The 14,364-nt window shown below is 41.1% G+C and carries 10 protein-coding genes; all 10 read left to right on the top strand.

All coding sequences use genetic code 11. From position 1 onward, the window contains the following. The first annotated feature begins 154 nt into the window (after positions 1-154). Complete coding sequence (locus tag AACQ79_RS08220; protein WP_088129199.1) at positions 155-793, top strand: HD domain-containing protein; 639 nt, start codon at positions 155-157, stop codon at positions 791-793. Positions 794-996: 203 nt separating this feature from the next. Beyond that, positions 997-1,386: a VOC family protein gene (locus tag AACQ79_RS08215; RefSeq protein ID WP_170899813.1), complete on the top strand. Its 390-nt coding sequence runs from the start codon at positions 997-999 to the stop codon at positions 1,384-1,386. A gap of 1,096 nt (positions 1,387-2,482) precedes the next feature. Then, the gene (locus AACQ79_RS08210; protein WP_170899812.1) at positions 2,483-2,764 is read left to right on the top strand and encodes a hypothetical protein; all 282 of its coding nucleotides are present in this window, start codon (positions 2,483-2,485) and stop codon (positions 2,762-2,764) included. 164 nt (positions 2,765-2,928) lie between these two features. Further along, positions 2,929-4,005 carry a DUF6602 domain-containing protein gene (locus AACQ79_RS08205; RefSeq protein WP_170899811.1) on the top strand — a complete coding sequence of 359 codons (1,077 nt, stop codon included), beginning with the start codon at positions 2,929-2,931 and terminating at the stop codon, positions 4,003-4,005. A 656-nt stretch (positions 4,006-4,661) separates the two neighbouring features. Then, a complete protein-coding gene (locus AACQ79_RS08200; protein ID WP_170899810.1) occupies positions 4,662-5,228 on the top strand; it encodes a DJ-1/PfpI family protein in 567 nt (188 codons plus the stop codon). A 145-nt stretch (positions 5,229-5,373) separates the two neighbouring features. Continuing rightward, positions 5,374-5,910, top strand: a complete 537-nt coding sequence (locus tag AACQ79_RS08195) for a nucleotidyltransferase family protein (protein ID WP_170899809.1) — start codon at positions 5,374-5,376, stop codon at positions 5,908-5,910. Positions 5,911-8,100: 2,190 nt separating this feature from the next. Continuing rightward, on the top strand, positions 8,101-9,084 hold the full coding sequence (locus AACQ79_RS08190; RefSeq protein WP_170899808.1) for a DUF4238 domain-containing protein: 984 nt from the start codon (positions 8,101-8,103) through the stop codon (positions 9,082-9,084). A gap of 142 nt (positions 9,085-9,226) precedes the next feature. After that, complete coding sequence (locus AACQ79_RS08185; RefSeq protein ID WP_081245530.1) at positions 9,227-9,919, top strand: hypothetical protein; 693 nt, start codon at positions 9,227-9,229, stop codon at positions 9,917-9,919. A gap of 139 nt (positions 9,920-10,058) precedes the next feature. Beyond that, a complete protein-coding gene (locus AACQ79_RS08180) occupies positions 10,059-11,165 on the top strand; it encodes an ion channel (protein WP_170899807.1) in 1,107 nt (368 codons plus the stop codon). A 1,174-nt stretch (positions 11,166-12,339) separates the two neighbouring features. Continuing rightward, positions 12,340-12,753: a VOC family protein gene (locus AACQ79_RS08175; protein ID WP_170899806.1), complete on the top strand. Its 414-nt coding sequence runs from the start codon at positions 12,340-12,342 to the stop codon at positions 12,751-12,753. The last annotated feature ends 1,611 nt before the right edge of the window (positions 12,754-14,364 follow it).

Raw genomic sequence — 14,364 nt, 5'->3', positions numbered from 1 at the left:
AATGAAACTAACAAACGCTTCAAGAGGGACAGCCAACGCGTGGCATTTTTTTATGCGTTGGCTTTTGTGATTACGGTGTTATGCGGAAAGTTGGTAGTAGCGTTGTCTGCCCCTTAAGCGGGCGTTAGCTGTATACGATGAACAAGGAAGTAATGTGGTAGAAAACTATGAGACTCAATTTGTCACTTTCGTCGAGTCTGAAATGGAGCAAGATTTGGCGCATGACTTAAACCATGTATTTCGTGTTGTCAAAACGGCCAAACTGCTGAGTAAAATTGAAGGTGCGATGCTTGAGGTTGTTTTACCTGCAGCGTATCTCCACGATTGTTTTTCATTTCCCAAGAATCATCCTAACAAAGCTGAAAGCTCTCGTATTGCAGCAGATAAGGCACTGGAGTTTCTTAATGAGATTGGTTATCCGAATGAATATCACGACGCTATAAAGCACGCAATTATTGCTCATAGTTTTAGCGCCAATGTTCAACCTGATACGCTTGAAGCAAAGATCGTACAGGACGCTGATAGACTCGATGCTCTAGGTGCAATTGGGATTGCTCGTTGCATTCAGGTGAGCACAAATTTAGGCGTGGGTTTATATGATGCAACTGACCCCTTTTGCGGTACACGTGAGCCGAATGATCGAGTGAATACGGTAGATCATTTCTACACGAAGCTATTTAAATTGCCTGAAATAATGCATACAGCGTCAGCAAAGGTAGAGGCTGAAAAGAGAATGAAATTTATGAAAGCGTACTTAATTCAGTTGGGAATGGAAATCGAGCCATACAGCTAACAAACGCCTCAAGAGGGACTGTCAACGCGTGGCGTTTCCAGTCCCATTGAGCCGCGGTGGTTACGGTTGTTGTGTTTGAGTTTTGTGTTATGCGTTGCCAGCCCCTTAGGCGGGCGTTATAGCTTATCTCACATTTCAACCTAGACATTGCTCAATCGATGCCTCAAAGTAAATCCCGATTTTGCTCAACAAAAGGAACAAGTATGTTTAGTCATATTATGATTGGCTCCAATGATATTGAAAAATCTAAGGTTTTTTATGACGCCATATTGTCTGTTTTAGGTTATCCATCGGGTGTTATCGATGCTAAAGGTCGCTGTCTTTACATAAACAAAGATGGTGTGCTTGGAATTACGAAGCCAATAAATGGAGAGCTGGCGACTCATGGTAATGGAATGACAATTGGCTTAAAAGTCACTAGCCCAGAGTTAGTGGATTCATGGCATGCAGCAGGTTTAGCTAATGGCGGTGTAGCTTGCGAAGATCCTCCAGGTCTCAGGGTAAGCGGAGAAAGAAAAATGTATCTAGCTTATTTACGCGATCCAGCAGGAAATAAGCTGTGTGCAACGCATCATATTTCTATGGGCAGCTAAAGCACCGCTATAACAAACGCTTCAAGAGGGACAGCCAACGCGTGGTATTTTCACTATGCGTTGGTTTTTGTGATTAAGGTGCTATGCGGAAAGTGAGTAGTAGCGTTGTCTGCCCCTTAAGCGGGCGTTAGGCAAAGTGAGTTTTTATCAGCTAAATCGAGTTTGAATTGAACGGTAAATTCCATGTTCTCATGGTTGAACTTAAGCAATAAATAATCATCACATATTTGTTGTTTCTTGATCGCGTTGAGTTGCTTTTCGTTGTGAGTTTAGCGGCAAAATAACCTTCAGCATCCAAACGTCCGCCGAGCATGCTACGCTCGTCACTTTTCTTCCAAACCGCTAAATTTGAGTTTTTTGTTTCTTTGCTGATTTAGTCTTTTAATTTATAAATGAATCGGTTAGTTGGTTTTAAGTTTACAAAAAAGCTCGTTCTTTGGTTTTGAAAGTCTCGGTGTCAATTGGTTGGCCTAACAAACGGCTCAAGAGGGATTGCCAACGCGTGGCGGTTTTAGTGCAAAATTGAAATTCAGAGTTTACAGTGTGTTTTTTTAAGTTCGGTGGTGCGTTGTCAACCCCTTAGCCGGGCGTTATGTTTAATCACGTCAAATCAGTTGGTTGCATCTTTTCTTTGCTCCCTCGGCTTGTTGGTTTTGTGCTCGTCGGCAAGTTGGCTTCGTTTGGCGCTGTTTTCCGGACATTTATTTTTTGGTGCTGAAAACTCTGAGTGTTGCCTCAGTCAATTTTCGAGTAAGCGTGAAGTAGGTGCGACTGGCTTAATCGGTATTTTGACCACAAGTGTTTGGGCTTGAATTGCCAAAACTCGAAGTCTGTTTTTCAAATCTATGAGTGATTTCAGTTTTTTAGGTCTTGGCTTTTGTTTGTGAATCAAAGCTGAGTTAATCTTGGTTTTGGTAAACGTAAGTCATTGAAGCTTAAACATAACAAACGGTTCAAGAGGGACAGCCAACGCGTGGCATTTTCACTATGCGTTGGTTTTTGTGGTTACGGTGTTATGCGGAAGCTTGGTTATGGCGTTGGCTGCCCCTTAACCGGGCGTTAGCTATTGTTTTATTCAGCAGCAAGGAAATTAAAGATGTCAAAGTATCAATTTTTCTGTAAACCAAATTCAAATCGTAATGCATTTACTTATCTGGATATGAGTTCAGAAACTTATCTTTTTGAAAAGGAAGAACTCTTGAGCTCGAGGTTAGAAGTGGAAGGTGATACGATTTATGCTTCGCCTCCAGAAGAGGCTATTGATAAATTCAAATCAAATTTTTGTGATCCTTTGAAGGATTATGCAAATTCAAATGTTGCGGGTGGATTGGCGACATTCATTTTTGAATCATTCAAATCAGTCACTGGGAAAAAATAGCTAACAAACGGCTCAAGAGGGATTGCCAACGCTTGGCGGTTTTAGTGCAAAATTGAAGTTCAGTGTTTACGGTGTGTTTTTTGAGTTCGGCGGTGCGTTGTCAACCCCTTAGCCGGGCGTTAGCCGTCAGGCGAAGTTTGTGCAGTCTTAATGAGTATTTGAATATGAGTGTGATTTCTAAGAAATTCAATGCCAAGATAACTAGTTTAAAGAATGACTTTGAAGTCAATAAAGATATTAGCCATCAAGGTATTAAAGGTGGTTTCAACGAGATTGAATTGGCAAATCTAATAAGAGATGTCATTCCTCCAAGGTATCAAGTCACTAAAGGAATTATCGAGAACTCTAGTGGGGATCAGTCACATGAAACAGACATTTTAATTTATGACAACGAAATATTACCGTTGTATATGAAAAACGACTTAACGTTTGTTCCCGTTGAGGCCGTAAAGTATAACTTTGAAGTGAAAAGCTCATTAAATCCGACTGAAATACAAACTACAATTGATAAATTCAAAAGATTTAGGAGTATTGGTGGTAAATCTCCGACAGTTTTATTTGGTTTCTCAAGTGATATTAAAGGGAGCGAATTGGCTCGGTTAAAAAAATATGATCCAAATTTTTATATTAACCCATCAATAAGTGTTCTTTGCTCTTCAAATAAGAGCTATTACTACAAGGACGTAAAGACTCATTATTTAAAGGATTTTGCTAAGGTTTCTGATTTTTTGGCAGCTTCTAAGTCAAGCAATGGTCTGGATATAGAAGGCGCCGTAGAAGCAATGAGATGCCTAATGGTAAACGATGAAGCGTTATCTCTCATGAGTCGTTCTCAGTTTGCTTTAGCTATTCAGGGGCTAATTCAAATGAATAACCATATGGCAAGTATTAATGATAAAGATTTGGTAATAAATGGCCATAAACTTAGTGACATAACTTTTAAAGTTCATCGATGGATTGGCGTTGAAGTTGAAAATAATGAAACTGAGCTAGCGTTTCTTTCGGGGATTTCAAACACCTTATCAAAAGGTAACTTTGGGGAATATTTATTAAGTGATGCCACACATGACTTTAAAGTGTTCGCAATATGTTATGAAGATATGTGGGGGAATTTGAGTTGCCAAGATTTTAATGAAAATGGTTTGGATTATGAAAGTAACAGCGCTAGCTACAGTTTTAGAACGACACAAGAATCTAGTCAAATACTCTTCACTAGAGTTACCGAGGCAAAAAACGGCTAACAAACGGTTCAAGAGGGACAACCAACGCGTGGCATTTTTACTATGCGTTGGTTTTAGTGATTATGGTGTTATGCGGTAGCTTGGTAGTGGCGTTGGTTGCCCCTTAACCGGGCGTTATGCAACTCAGGTAAATTTAGGGGTTCAATCTTTTGTGATTTCTCCGGCTATTCGTTTTGTGTTGTCGGCAAATGAGTATTTTTACCCTCAAATTCGTGGCTAACTCAAGCCGTAAAACAGGCAAGATTCTTTGTTTGCCTCAATCAGTTTTAGCGCCGGTGCGCTGTTGAATTAGCGGGCGCAAAGTGCGGAAAGGGCAAGCTAATCGATCATTTCGCATTTGCTGAAGGTCTTGCTCGGTGAGTTTGTCTCATTCAAAAGCTTGGTTTGTCGCTGAAAGGTGGGCTTTGTTTTGGCGGCTCATTTATCACGGCTCTTGCTTGGGTTGATTCTTGAATCACTCAACCATTGCAATGGTGGCTTTTGATCGAGTAAAGTCAGTTTATCTTATTGAATTTGCATAACAAACGGCTCAAGAGGGATTGCCAACGCGTGGCGGCTTTAGTGCAAAATTGAAGTTCAGTGTTTACAGTGTGTTTTTTAAGTTCGGCGGTGCGTTGTCAACCCCTTAGCCGGGCGTTATGTGCATGGAGGCACTAATGAACATTGGTATTTATATTTACGATGGGGCCGAAGTTCTCGATTTTTCAGGACCTTTCGAAGTTTTCAGTACAGCTAAACGATTAGGTGCAGAAAGCTGGAATGTATTTTTAGTTTCAGAAAACTTGGAACCAGTGAAAGCCAGAGGTGGTTTTACTGTTTTACCTGACTACTCGTTCCTGCATCACCCTCAAATTGACCTATTAATCGTTGTTGGTGGTATCCATACGAACGAAATGAATAAGACCAATGTGCTTCATTGGGTTGCATCAGTGGATAAGCACGCTAAACATATTGCATCAGTTTGTACCGGAGCATTCATATTAGCTAATGCGGGTTTGCTGAAAGGACTTGCTGTTACGACTCATTGGGAGGATATATCTGAGCTGAAACAACGGTTTCCTGACTTAGTCGCTGTGGAAGACAAACGTTGGGTAACAACAAGCAAATACACCACGTCGGGTGGTATATCTGCGGGTATTGATATGAGTTTGTTCTTGGTATCAAAGTTTCATAGTCAAAGCCATGCTGAGTTAGTTGCCCATCAAATGGAGTACAACTGGTAAAAATGCACATAACAAACGGCTCAAGAGGGATTGCCAACGCTTGGCGACTTTAGTGCAAAATTGAAGTTCAGTGTTTACAGTGGTTTTTTGAGTCCGGCGGTGCGTTGTCAACCCCTTAGCCGGGCGTTATGTTGCAAGGTGAAAAATGGATACTATCGTTGATTTAGTTAGAAAAGATCCCGTTCGATTTGAAGCACTGGAATGTGTTTACCAGCTTGAATTGCCTCAGTGCTACATAGCCGCAGGTTTTGTGCGAAACCTTGTCTGGGACTTTTTACATCGCAACGTAAAGCCGACGCCATTAAACGATATTGATGTTATTTTCTTCGATGCTGATTGTGTCGATTCAGATTATGAAAAATCACTTGAACTCAAGTTATCGGAGCAAATGCCCCAGATCAATTGGCAAGTGAAAAATCAAGCCAAGATGCACTTACAAAATGGCGACGATCCTTACCAAAGCACATTGGATGCCATGAGCTATTGGCCTGAAAAAGAAACGGCGGTAGCAGTGAGGAAAGTCGAGCACGATCATTATGAATGTATATCAGTCTTTGGTTTCGAGAGTTTATTTCAAGGCTTAATCACACATAATCCTAAACGAGCATATGGAACCTTCGAAACTCGATTAAAGTCAAAGGGTTGGTTAGTTATATGGCCTAACTTGAGAATTGCGCCATAACAAACGCTTCAAGAGGGACAGCCAACGCGCGGCATTTTTACTATGCGTTGGTTTTTGTGATTACGGTGTTATGCGGTAGGTTGGTAGTAGCGTTGGCTGCCCCTTAAGCGGGCGTTAGCTGAGGTTAAGAAAAACCATAAAATTAAGCGTTTATTTTTCTTAGTCTGAGGCTCTAGCTTTACACCTGAAAGTCAGCACTTTTCCACGTATCTCGCCAGTGGCACTGTTCGTGAAGTGGTTGAACTAACCAAAGTCTATTTACGGGAAGTGGTGTGTTTGTTTATTTCTTTGGTGCGGCTTCTTTGGTTTTGAAGCTCTTTCGCGCTTAAGTTGATTTCGCGCACTTGGTTGTTGGCTTCTTCGACATAATTCTTTGTAAATTTAAGTCTTAGAAGCTCGTCAGTTTTCCTGCTATTTCTTCTTTGCCAAGTGCGTTTCGTGGATTAGGTTTTAGTTTCTCAGTTGTCCGTTTTACTTTACCGCTTGAAAGCAATAATGTGTTTTAAATTAGGCCGTTGGGTAGTCAATCTCCGGCTAAAGTGTAACAGCTAACAAACGGCTCAAGAGGGATTGCCAACGCTTGGCGACTTTAGTTCAAGATTGAAGTTTAGTGTTTACAGTGTGTTTTTTAAGTTCGGCAGTGCGTTGTCAACCCCTTAGCCGAGCGTTATGCAACTCAGGTAAGTTTAGGGGTTCAATCCTTTGGATTTCTCCGGCCATTCGTTTTGTGTTGTCGGCAAATGAGCATTTTTACCTTCAAATTCGTGGTTAACTCAAACCGTAAAACAGACAAGATTCTTGGTTTGCCTCAATCATTTTTAGCGTTGGCTTGCTGCCAATTCAGCGGGCGCAAAGTGTGGAAAGGACAAGTTTATCGAGTATTCTGTACTTGCTGAAATTTTCGCTCGTTGAGTTTTCCTGACATAAAAGCTTGGTTTATTGCTGAAGGTGGACTTTGTTTTGGCGGCTCATTTATCACAGTTCTTGCTTGGGTTGATTCTTGAATCACTCAACCATTGCAATTGTGGCTTTTGGTCGTGTAAATTCTGTTTATCTCATTGAATTTGCATAACAAACGGCTCAAGAGGGATTGCCAACGCTTGGCGACTTTAGTGCAAAATTTCAGTTCAGTGTTTAAGTGTGTTTTTTGAGTCCGGCGGTGCGTTGTCAACCCCTTAGCCGGGCGTTATGCAACTCAGGTAAATTTAGGGGTTCAATCTTTTTAGATTTCTCCGGCCATTCGTTTTGTGTTGTCGGCAAATGAACTTTTTCACCCTCAGATTCGTGGTTAACTCAAACCGTAAAACAGACAAGATTCTTGGTTTGCCTCAATCATTTTTAGCGTTGGTTTGCTGCCAATTCAGCTGGCGCAAAGTGTGGAAAGGACAAGTTTATCGAGCATTTTGTACTTGCTGAAGTTTTCGCTCGTTGAGCTTTCCTGACACAAAAGCTTGGTTTGTTGCTGAAAGGTGGACTTTGTTTTGGCGGCTCATTTATCACAGTTCTTGCTTGGGTTGATTCTTGAATCACTCAACCATTGCAATTGTGGCTTTTGGTCGTGTAAATTCAGTTTATCTCATTGAATTTGCATAACAAACGGCTCAAGAGGGATTGCCAACGCATGGCGACTTTGGTGCAAAATTGAAGTTTAGTGTTTACAGTGTGTTTTTTGAGTTCGGTGGTGCGTTGTCAACCCCTTAGCCGGGCGTTAGGCAAAGTGAGTTTTTATCAGCTAAATCGAGTTTGAATTGAACGGTAAATTCCATTTTTTGTGGCTTAACTTAAGCAATAAATCGTCCTCACATATTTGTTGTTTCTTGATCGTGTTGGGTTGTTTTTCGTTGTGGGTTTAGCGGCAAAATAACCTTCAGCATCCAAACGTCCGCCGAGAATGCTACGCTCGTCACTTTTCTTCCAAACCGTTAAATTTGAGTTTTTTGGTTTCTTTGCTGATTTGAAATTTTGGTTTATAAATGAATCGCTTAGTTGGTTTTCAGTTTTCAAACAAGCCTTGTTCTTTGGTTTTGAAAGTATCGTTGTCAACCGGTTGGCCTAACAAACGGCTCAAGAGGGATTGCCAACGCGTGGCGGCTTTAGTGCAAAATTGAAGTACAGTGTTTACGGTGTGTTTTTTGAGTTCGGCGGTGCGTTGTCAACCCCTTAGCCGGGCGTTAGAAAACAAGGTAGGTTATGGCGAATAAAGAACCAAAAAAACAACATTACGTGCCTCAATTTCTTTTGAGAAATTTTGCTCTCGGCAAGAAGAAACGTATTCATATATTCGATATTAAGGCGGGAAAATACTTTACTTCGCATGTTAAAGATACAGGGCATGAAAATAACTTCTATCATCACCCAGAAGATGGGGATCAAATGGAGTTTGAGCTCGGAAAATTAGAAACCCAAGTAGCCCCTATCATTGATGGAATAATCTCAAATGGCTCAATTCAGCATTTGACTACTCAAGAGAGCGAATTGATTGGGTTATTTACTGTAGTGCAAATGATGCGCGTAAATTCTTTACGCGAAAGCTTAACTGAAATGACGGAAATGATTTTCGAAAAGCTGAAAGGAGATTCTATTGCTTCCGGTTCTCAGGCTGAAGCGTTCCTAGCATCTCTTTCTGAGCAAGATTCAAAAACGCAATCAATTGAAATGCTCAAAGAAATGCCTCAAGAGCTATTACCATACATATTAGACAAATCACTATCATTGGTAAAAGCTCCAAAAGGTGAGTCGTTTTACCTATCGGACAACCCAATTGTTAAATATAACAACCTGCCACGAGAGCATCGTGGCAATCTAGGGTTGGCGCTGAAAGGTATAGAAGTACACTTTCCAATTTCGCCAAGATACTGCTTAAGTTATCTATGTTCCGAGCTAATTGATGACATCAGAAGAGCTGTAGCAAGGCACCAGTCAGGCGTGCTTATGGGGTTAGTGCCGCCAGATGATCAAGCAGACGCTATACAAATGTTGGACAACATTGATCATAAGAAAACTCAGGTACTTACAAGTGCAAACATGGATTACCATAATTCTTTGCAAGTTCTGCATTGTTCAAGGTTCGTATACTCAAGTACCGGAAATTTTCAGTTGCTAGAGAACATGCTTGAAAAAGACCCGAATATTGCTTTTAAACAAAGAGTTATGGATGGAAGTAAAGTTTTCTAACAAACAATTCAAGCTGATTCGCAACGCTTGGCGCTTTCGGTTTCAATTAGTTTGGTGATTACGGCGAAGTGTTTAGGCAATGTGGCAGCGTTGCTCACAACTTAATTGGGCGTTAAGCAGAAAATCGGAATCGGTGGCAGTAATGGAAATAAAAAAGAAAAGTGAAAGTGGTACACCGTGGTACCCCGTTTCAATAGAAAGGCTTGATGGATTACTATCGAATGCGATCTGCACTAATGATGCATATGAGCACACATATGCTCTGAGGCGTAACATTGCGTACAATCTTCAATACATCGAATTTCAACTGAAGGTTATAGAGGATATTAAACTCAGCTCGGTTCTCTACACACAAACAGTTAAGTCCATCTTGCTGGTTGGTTGTAGCGTTATCGAATCAATCCTTCATTACGTTTTGATTGTTAATGGTGTCCACTCTACTACGGAGTGGAAGGAAAAAGCAGTATTTAAAGGCAATCAGAAAAAGTACGAAGGCGAGCAAGTAAGAGTCGATACAGTTATTTATTCTAAGCTAGATCAGCCAGTGCTGAAGCACATGACGTTTGATGCAATGATTAAGAGTGCGAAATCCAAAAACATCTTCGGAAAAGAGCCTCTAATCTATGAGAAATTGAATGAGTTAAGGACTCTTCGAAACAAGGTTCATTTGCAAGTCATTAATACACCAACGGACACTGACTGGAATTCATTCAATTCCTCCGATCTATCAGATATCTCAGTTGTACTCTACGAAGTATTTAGTAGTGAACTGTTTAATTTGTCCGAAAGCCAACAAGGGTGTTTTGAGTATTTGCGTCGTAACTTTTCTGCTTAACAAACGGCTCAAGAGGGATTGCCAACGCGTGGCGGCTTTAGTGCAAAATTGAAGTTCAGTGTTTACAGTGGTTTTTTGAGTTCGGCGGTGCGTTGTCAACCCCTTAGCCGGGCGTTATACCGTTTCTTTGAGAGTTTATATGGATACAGAAGGTTTTACATTTGATTTGGTAACTCAGCGTTTTATAAAAAACAGGTGGGAGACAGATTTAGGTCAAAGAGTCTTTAGAGAGGTCATTGATGGGATCAAAAATGGTGTTGAAATAAGGGCAATATTAGACTCGTATGTACTAGAACACCCTGAAAACCAAGATCCTTATGGCCACCCATACTACCCGAAAAGCGAAATGAAGGATGGTGCGTTTTGGGTCTTAACGCAAGACGACCTCCGAGGCATTCATGTATACAATGAAACATTTCCAGCAAACTCCAGTTGGACTGTCAAGTCACTGAATTACGCACGCCTCTATAACTGCGATTTAAAAGGTACAAACCTTGAAAGAACCGAGCTTTCAATGGCTACCTTTGAAAAATGTAATATGGAAGGTGTTGTTTTTGCTGGTAGCGGAGGCTATGGCACTCGCTTAATTGATTCAAATCTTAAGGGAGCATGCTTGTGGAATTTTGGCTTAATTAACGGCGATCTATCTGGAACAGATATTCGAGATGTTTATCTTGAATCAGCAAGAATCGAAAATATTAAGGTAAATTATTTAACAAAATTTGACGGTCGCTTAGCAGAAAAATGGGAAACTCGCTCTTTGGTGTCCCACGAAATTCCGGAGTACCTCAAAGCATTTAGAGTTGCATACGAGCATGCGAATATTTGGCACAAAGTAGATCAATTTCTAAATTTAGAACGGTCTGCAAACCGTAAACATATCCTATACCCTGCCTTTAAGGCTGATAAATCGGCGAAAAATGCAAGAGAGTGGTTCTTTGACCTTATTTGGGGTGTTGCTACAGGTTATGGTACAAAACCAAGTAGGCTTTTGCTCTTGAGTGTAGTGGTCGCTTTGTTCTACGCGTTGATTTATTACTTTGTTGGAAATCCGAGTGAAGATGATTCGTTTGTAACATCAGTTTACTTCTCTTTTACTACATTCTCTACTCTAGGTTATGGTGATTTGTCATATAGTAACTCGCAAGATGTAATGAGGCTCATCAGCACATCAGAGGCGCTTGTAGGTGCATCGTTAATCGCTGCGTTTGTTGGTGTTCTTAGCCGCAAAGTTATTCGGCATTAAAACAGTATAACAAACTGTTTAAGAGTGATTCGCAACGCATGGCATTTTTACTATGCGTTGCGTTTAATGTTTAAGGTGGTATGCAGAAGCACCGGTGTCGCGTTGCTCACACCTTAACAGGGCGTTATGCAACTCAGGGAAATTTAGGGTTCAATCTTTTTAGGTTTCTCCGGCCATTCGTTTTGTATTGTCGGCAAATGAGCATTTTTACCCTCAAATTCGTGGTTAACTCAAACCGTAAAACAGGCAAATTTCTTTGTTTGCCTCAATCAGTTTTGGCGCTGGCTTGTTGTCAAATCAGCGTTCGCAAAGTGTGGAAAGGGCAAGTTAATCGAGCATTTCGCACTTGCTGAAAGCCTTGCTTGTTGAGTTTGTCTGATTCAAAAGCTTGGTTTGTTGTTGAAAGGTGGACTTTGTTTTGGCGGCTCATTTATCACAGTTCTTGCTTGGGTTGATTCTTGAATCACTCAACCATTGCAATTGTGGTTTTTGGTCGCGTAAAGTCAGTTTATCTCATTGAATTTGCATAACAAACGGCTCAAGAGGGATTGCCAACGCGTGGCGGCTTTGGTGCAAAATTGAAATTCAGTGTTTACAGTGTGTTTTTTGAGTTCGGCTATGCGTTGTCAACCCCTTAGCCGGGCGTTAGGCACAGTGATTTTTTATCAGCTAAATCGAGTTGGAATTGAACAGTAAATTCCATGTTTTGTGGCTTAACTTAAGCAATAAATAATCATCACATATTTGTTGTTTCGTGATCGCGTTGGGTTGCTTTTCGTTGTGAATTCAGCGGCAAAATAACCTTCAGCATCCAAACGTCCGCCGAGCATGCTACGCTCGTCACTTTTCTTCCAAACCGCTCAATTTGAGTTTTTTTGTTTCTTTGCTGATTTAGCATTTTGGTTTATAAATGAATGGCTTAATTTGTTTTAAGTTTATAAAAAAGTTCGTTCTTTAGTTTTGAAAGTGTCGGTGTCAATCGGTTGGCCTAACAAACGGCTCAAGAGGGATTGCCAACGCTTGGCGACTTTAGTACAAAATTGAAGTTCAGTGTTTACAGTGTGTTTTTTGAGTTCGGCGGTGCGTTGTCAACCCCTTAGCCGGGCGTTATGTGCTTTCTCGAAAAATTTCGAAGTAGTGTAGAATCAGGCTTTTAAAATCTTGAGAAGTCAGCATGTCTAAAGTCGTTCAACAGCAAATCGGTAATATCGCACTTGTCGTAGAGAATTACGATGATGCCATTGAGTTCTATACAAAAAAGCTTCAGTTCACTTTAGTTGAAGATACCGATTTAGGTGGTGGTAAGCGGTGGGTTCAAGTTTCGCCGCCAAACTCGAATGGAACGAACCTACTTCTTGCTCAAGCCAGCACCGAAGAGCAAGCTCAATTTGTAGGTAATCAGACTGGAGGTCGTGTTTTTCTGTTTCTACAAACGAATGACTTCTGGCGAGATTATGAGTTAATGAAGGCCAATGGTGTTGTTTTCAACGAAGAACCACGAGTAGAAGAGTATGGGACAGTTGTTGTGTTCCAAGATCTTTATGGAAACAAATGGGATTTATTGCAGCTGAACAAGGCTCATCAATAGCACGCACATAACAAACGCCTCAAGAGGGACTGTCAACGCGTGGCGTTTCAAGTCCCATTGAGCCGCGGTGGTTACAGTGGCTGTGTTTGAGTTTTGTGTTATGCGTTGTCAGCCCCTTAGGCGGGCGTTAGGCAAAGTGAGTTTTTATCAGCTAAATCGGGTCTGAATTGAACGGTGAATTCCATGTTCTAATGGCTGGACTTAAGCAAAATCGTCATCACATATTTGTTGTTTCGTGATCGTGTTGGGTTGCTTTTCGCTGTGAATTCAGCGGCAAAATAACCTTCAGCATCCAAACGTCCGCCGAGCATGCTACGCTCGTCACTTTTCTTCCAAACCGCTCAATTTGAGTTTTTTGTTTCTTTGCTGATTTAGCATTTTGGTTTATAAATTAATCGGTTAGTTGGTTTTAAGTTTATAAAAAAGTTCGTTCTTTAGTTTTGAAAGTGTCGGTGTCAATCGGTTGGCCTAACAAACGGCTCAAGAGGGATTGCCAACGCGTGGCGGTTTTAGTGCAAAATTGAAGTTCAGTGTTTACAGTGTGTTTTTTGAGTTCGGCTATGCGTTGTCAACCCCTTAGCCGGGCGTTAGCTGAGGTTAAGAAAAGCCATAAAATTAAGCGCTTATTTTTCTTAGTCTGAGGCTCTAGCTTTACACCTGAAAGTCAGCACTTTTCCATGTATCTCGCCAGTGGCACTGTTCGTGAAGTGCTTGAACTAACCGAAGTCTGTTTACGGGAAGTGGTGTGTTTGTTTATTTCTTTGGTGTGGCTTCTTTGGTTTTGAAGCTCTTTCGCGCCTAAATGGGTTTTGCGCACTTGGTTGTTGGCTTCTTCGAAAGAATTCTTTGTAAATTGAAGTCCTAGAAGCTCGTCAAGTTTTCCTATTATTTCTTCTTTGCCAAGTGCGTTTCGTGGTTTAGGTTTTGGTTTCGAAGTTGTCCGTTTTACTTTGTCGCTTCAAAGCAATAATGTGTTTTAAATTAGGCCGTTGGGTGGTAAATCTCCGGCTAAAGTGCAGCAGCTAACAAACGGCTCAAGAGGGATTGCCAACGCGTGGCAGCTTTAGTTCAAAATTGAAGTTCAGTGTTTACAGTGTGTTTTTTGAGCTCGGCTATGCGTTGTCAACCCCTTAGCCGGGCGTTAGGCAAGGTGAGTTTTTATCAGCTAAAACGAGTTTGAATTGAACGGTAAATTCCATGTTCTCGGACTGAACTTAAGCAATAAATCGTCATCACATATTTGTTGTTTATTGATCGCGTTGGGTTGTTTATCGTTGTGAATTTAGCGGCAAAATAACCTTCAGCATCCAAACGTCCGCCGAGCATGCTACGCTCGTCACTTTTCTTCCAAATCGCTTAATTTGAATTTTTTGTTTCTTTGTTGATTTAGGGTTTTGGTTTATAAATGAATGGGTTAGTTTGTTTTAAGTTTACAAAAAAGCTCGTTCTTTGGTTGTGAAAGTATCGGTGTCAATCGGTTGGCCTAACAAACGGCTCAAGAGGGATTGCCAACGCTTGGCGACTTTAGTGCAAAATTGAAGTTCAGTGTTTACAGTGTGTTTTTTGAGTTCGGCGGTGCGTTGTCAACCCCTTAGCCGGGCGTTATGCAGT

It is taken from the genome of Vibrio sp. 3-2(1) (genome assembly GCF_963887575.1).
In the GTDB taxonomy this organism is placed as follows: Bacteria; Pseudomonadota; Gammaproteobacteria; order Enterobacterales; family Vibrionaceae; genus Vibrio; species Vibrio anguillarum.
Note: the sequence above shows the minus strand (reverse complement) of the source record. Positions and strands in the feature narration are given on the sequence as shown.

Bases quoted from the DNA above. Each gene is read 5' to 3' on its own strand.
- AACQ79_RS08215 (WP_170899813.1), top strand. From the start codon at position 997: ATGTTTAGTCATATTATGATTGGCTCCAATGATATTGAAAAATCTAAG.
- AACQ79_RS08210 (WP_170899812.1), top strand. From the start codon at position 2,483: ATGTCAAAGTATCAATTTTTCTGTAAACCAAATTCAAATCGTAATGCA.
- AACQ79_RS08205 (WP_170899811.1), top strand. From the start codon at position 2,929: ATGAGTGTGATTTCTAAGAAATTCAATGCCAAGATAACTAGTTTAAAG.
- AACQ79_RS08200 (WP_170899810.1), top strand. From the start codon at position 4,662: ATGAACATTGGTATTTATATTTACGATGGGGCCGAAGTTCTCGATTTT.
- AACQ79_RS08195 (WP_170899809.1), top strand. From the start codon at position 5,374: ATGGATACTATCGTTGATTTAGTTAGAAAAGATCCCGTTCGATTTGAA.
- AACQ79_RS08190 (WP_170899808.1), top strand. From the start codon at position 8,101: ATGGCGAATAAAGAACCAAAAAAACAACATTACGTGCCTCAATTTCTT.
- AACQ79_RS08185 (WP_081245530.1), top strand. From the start codon at position 9,227: ATGGAAATAAAAAAGAAAAGTGAAAGTGGTACACCGTGGTACCCCGTT.
- AACQ79_RS08180 (WP_170899807.1), top strand. From the start codon at position 10,059: ATGGATACAGAAGGTTTTACATTTGATTTGGTAACTCAGCGTTTTATA.
- AACQ79_RS08175 (WP_170899806.1), top strand. From the start codon at position 12,340: ATGTCTAAAGTCGTTCAACAGCAAATCGGTAATATCGCACTTGTCGTA.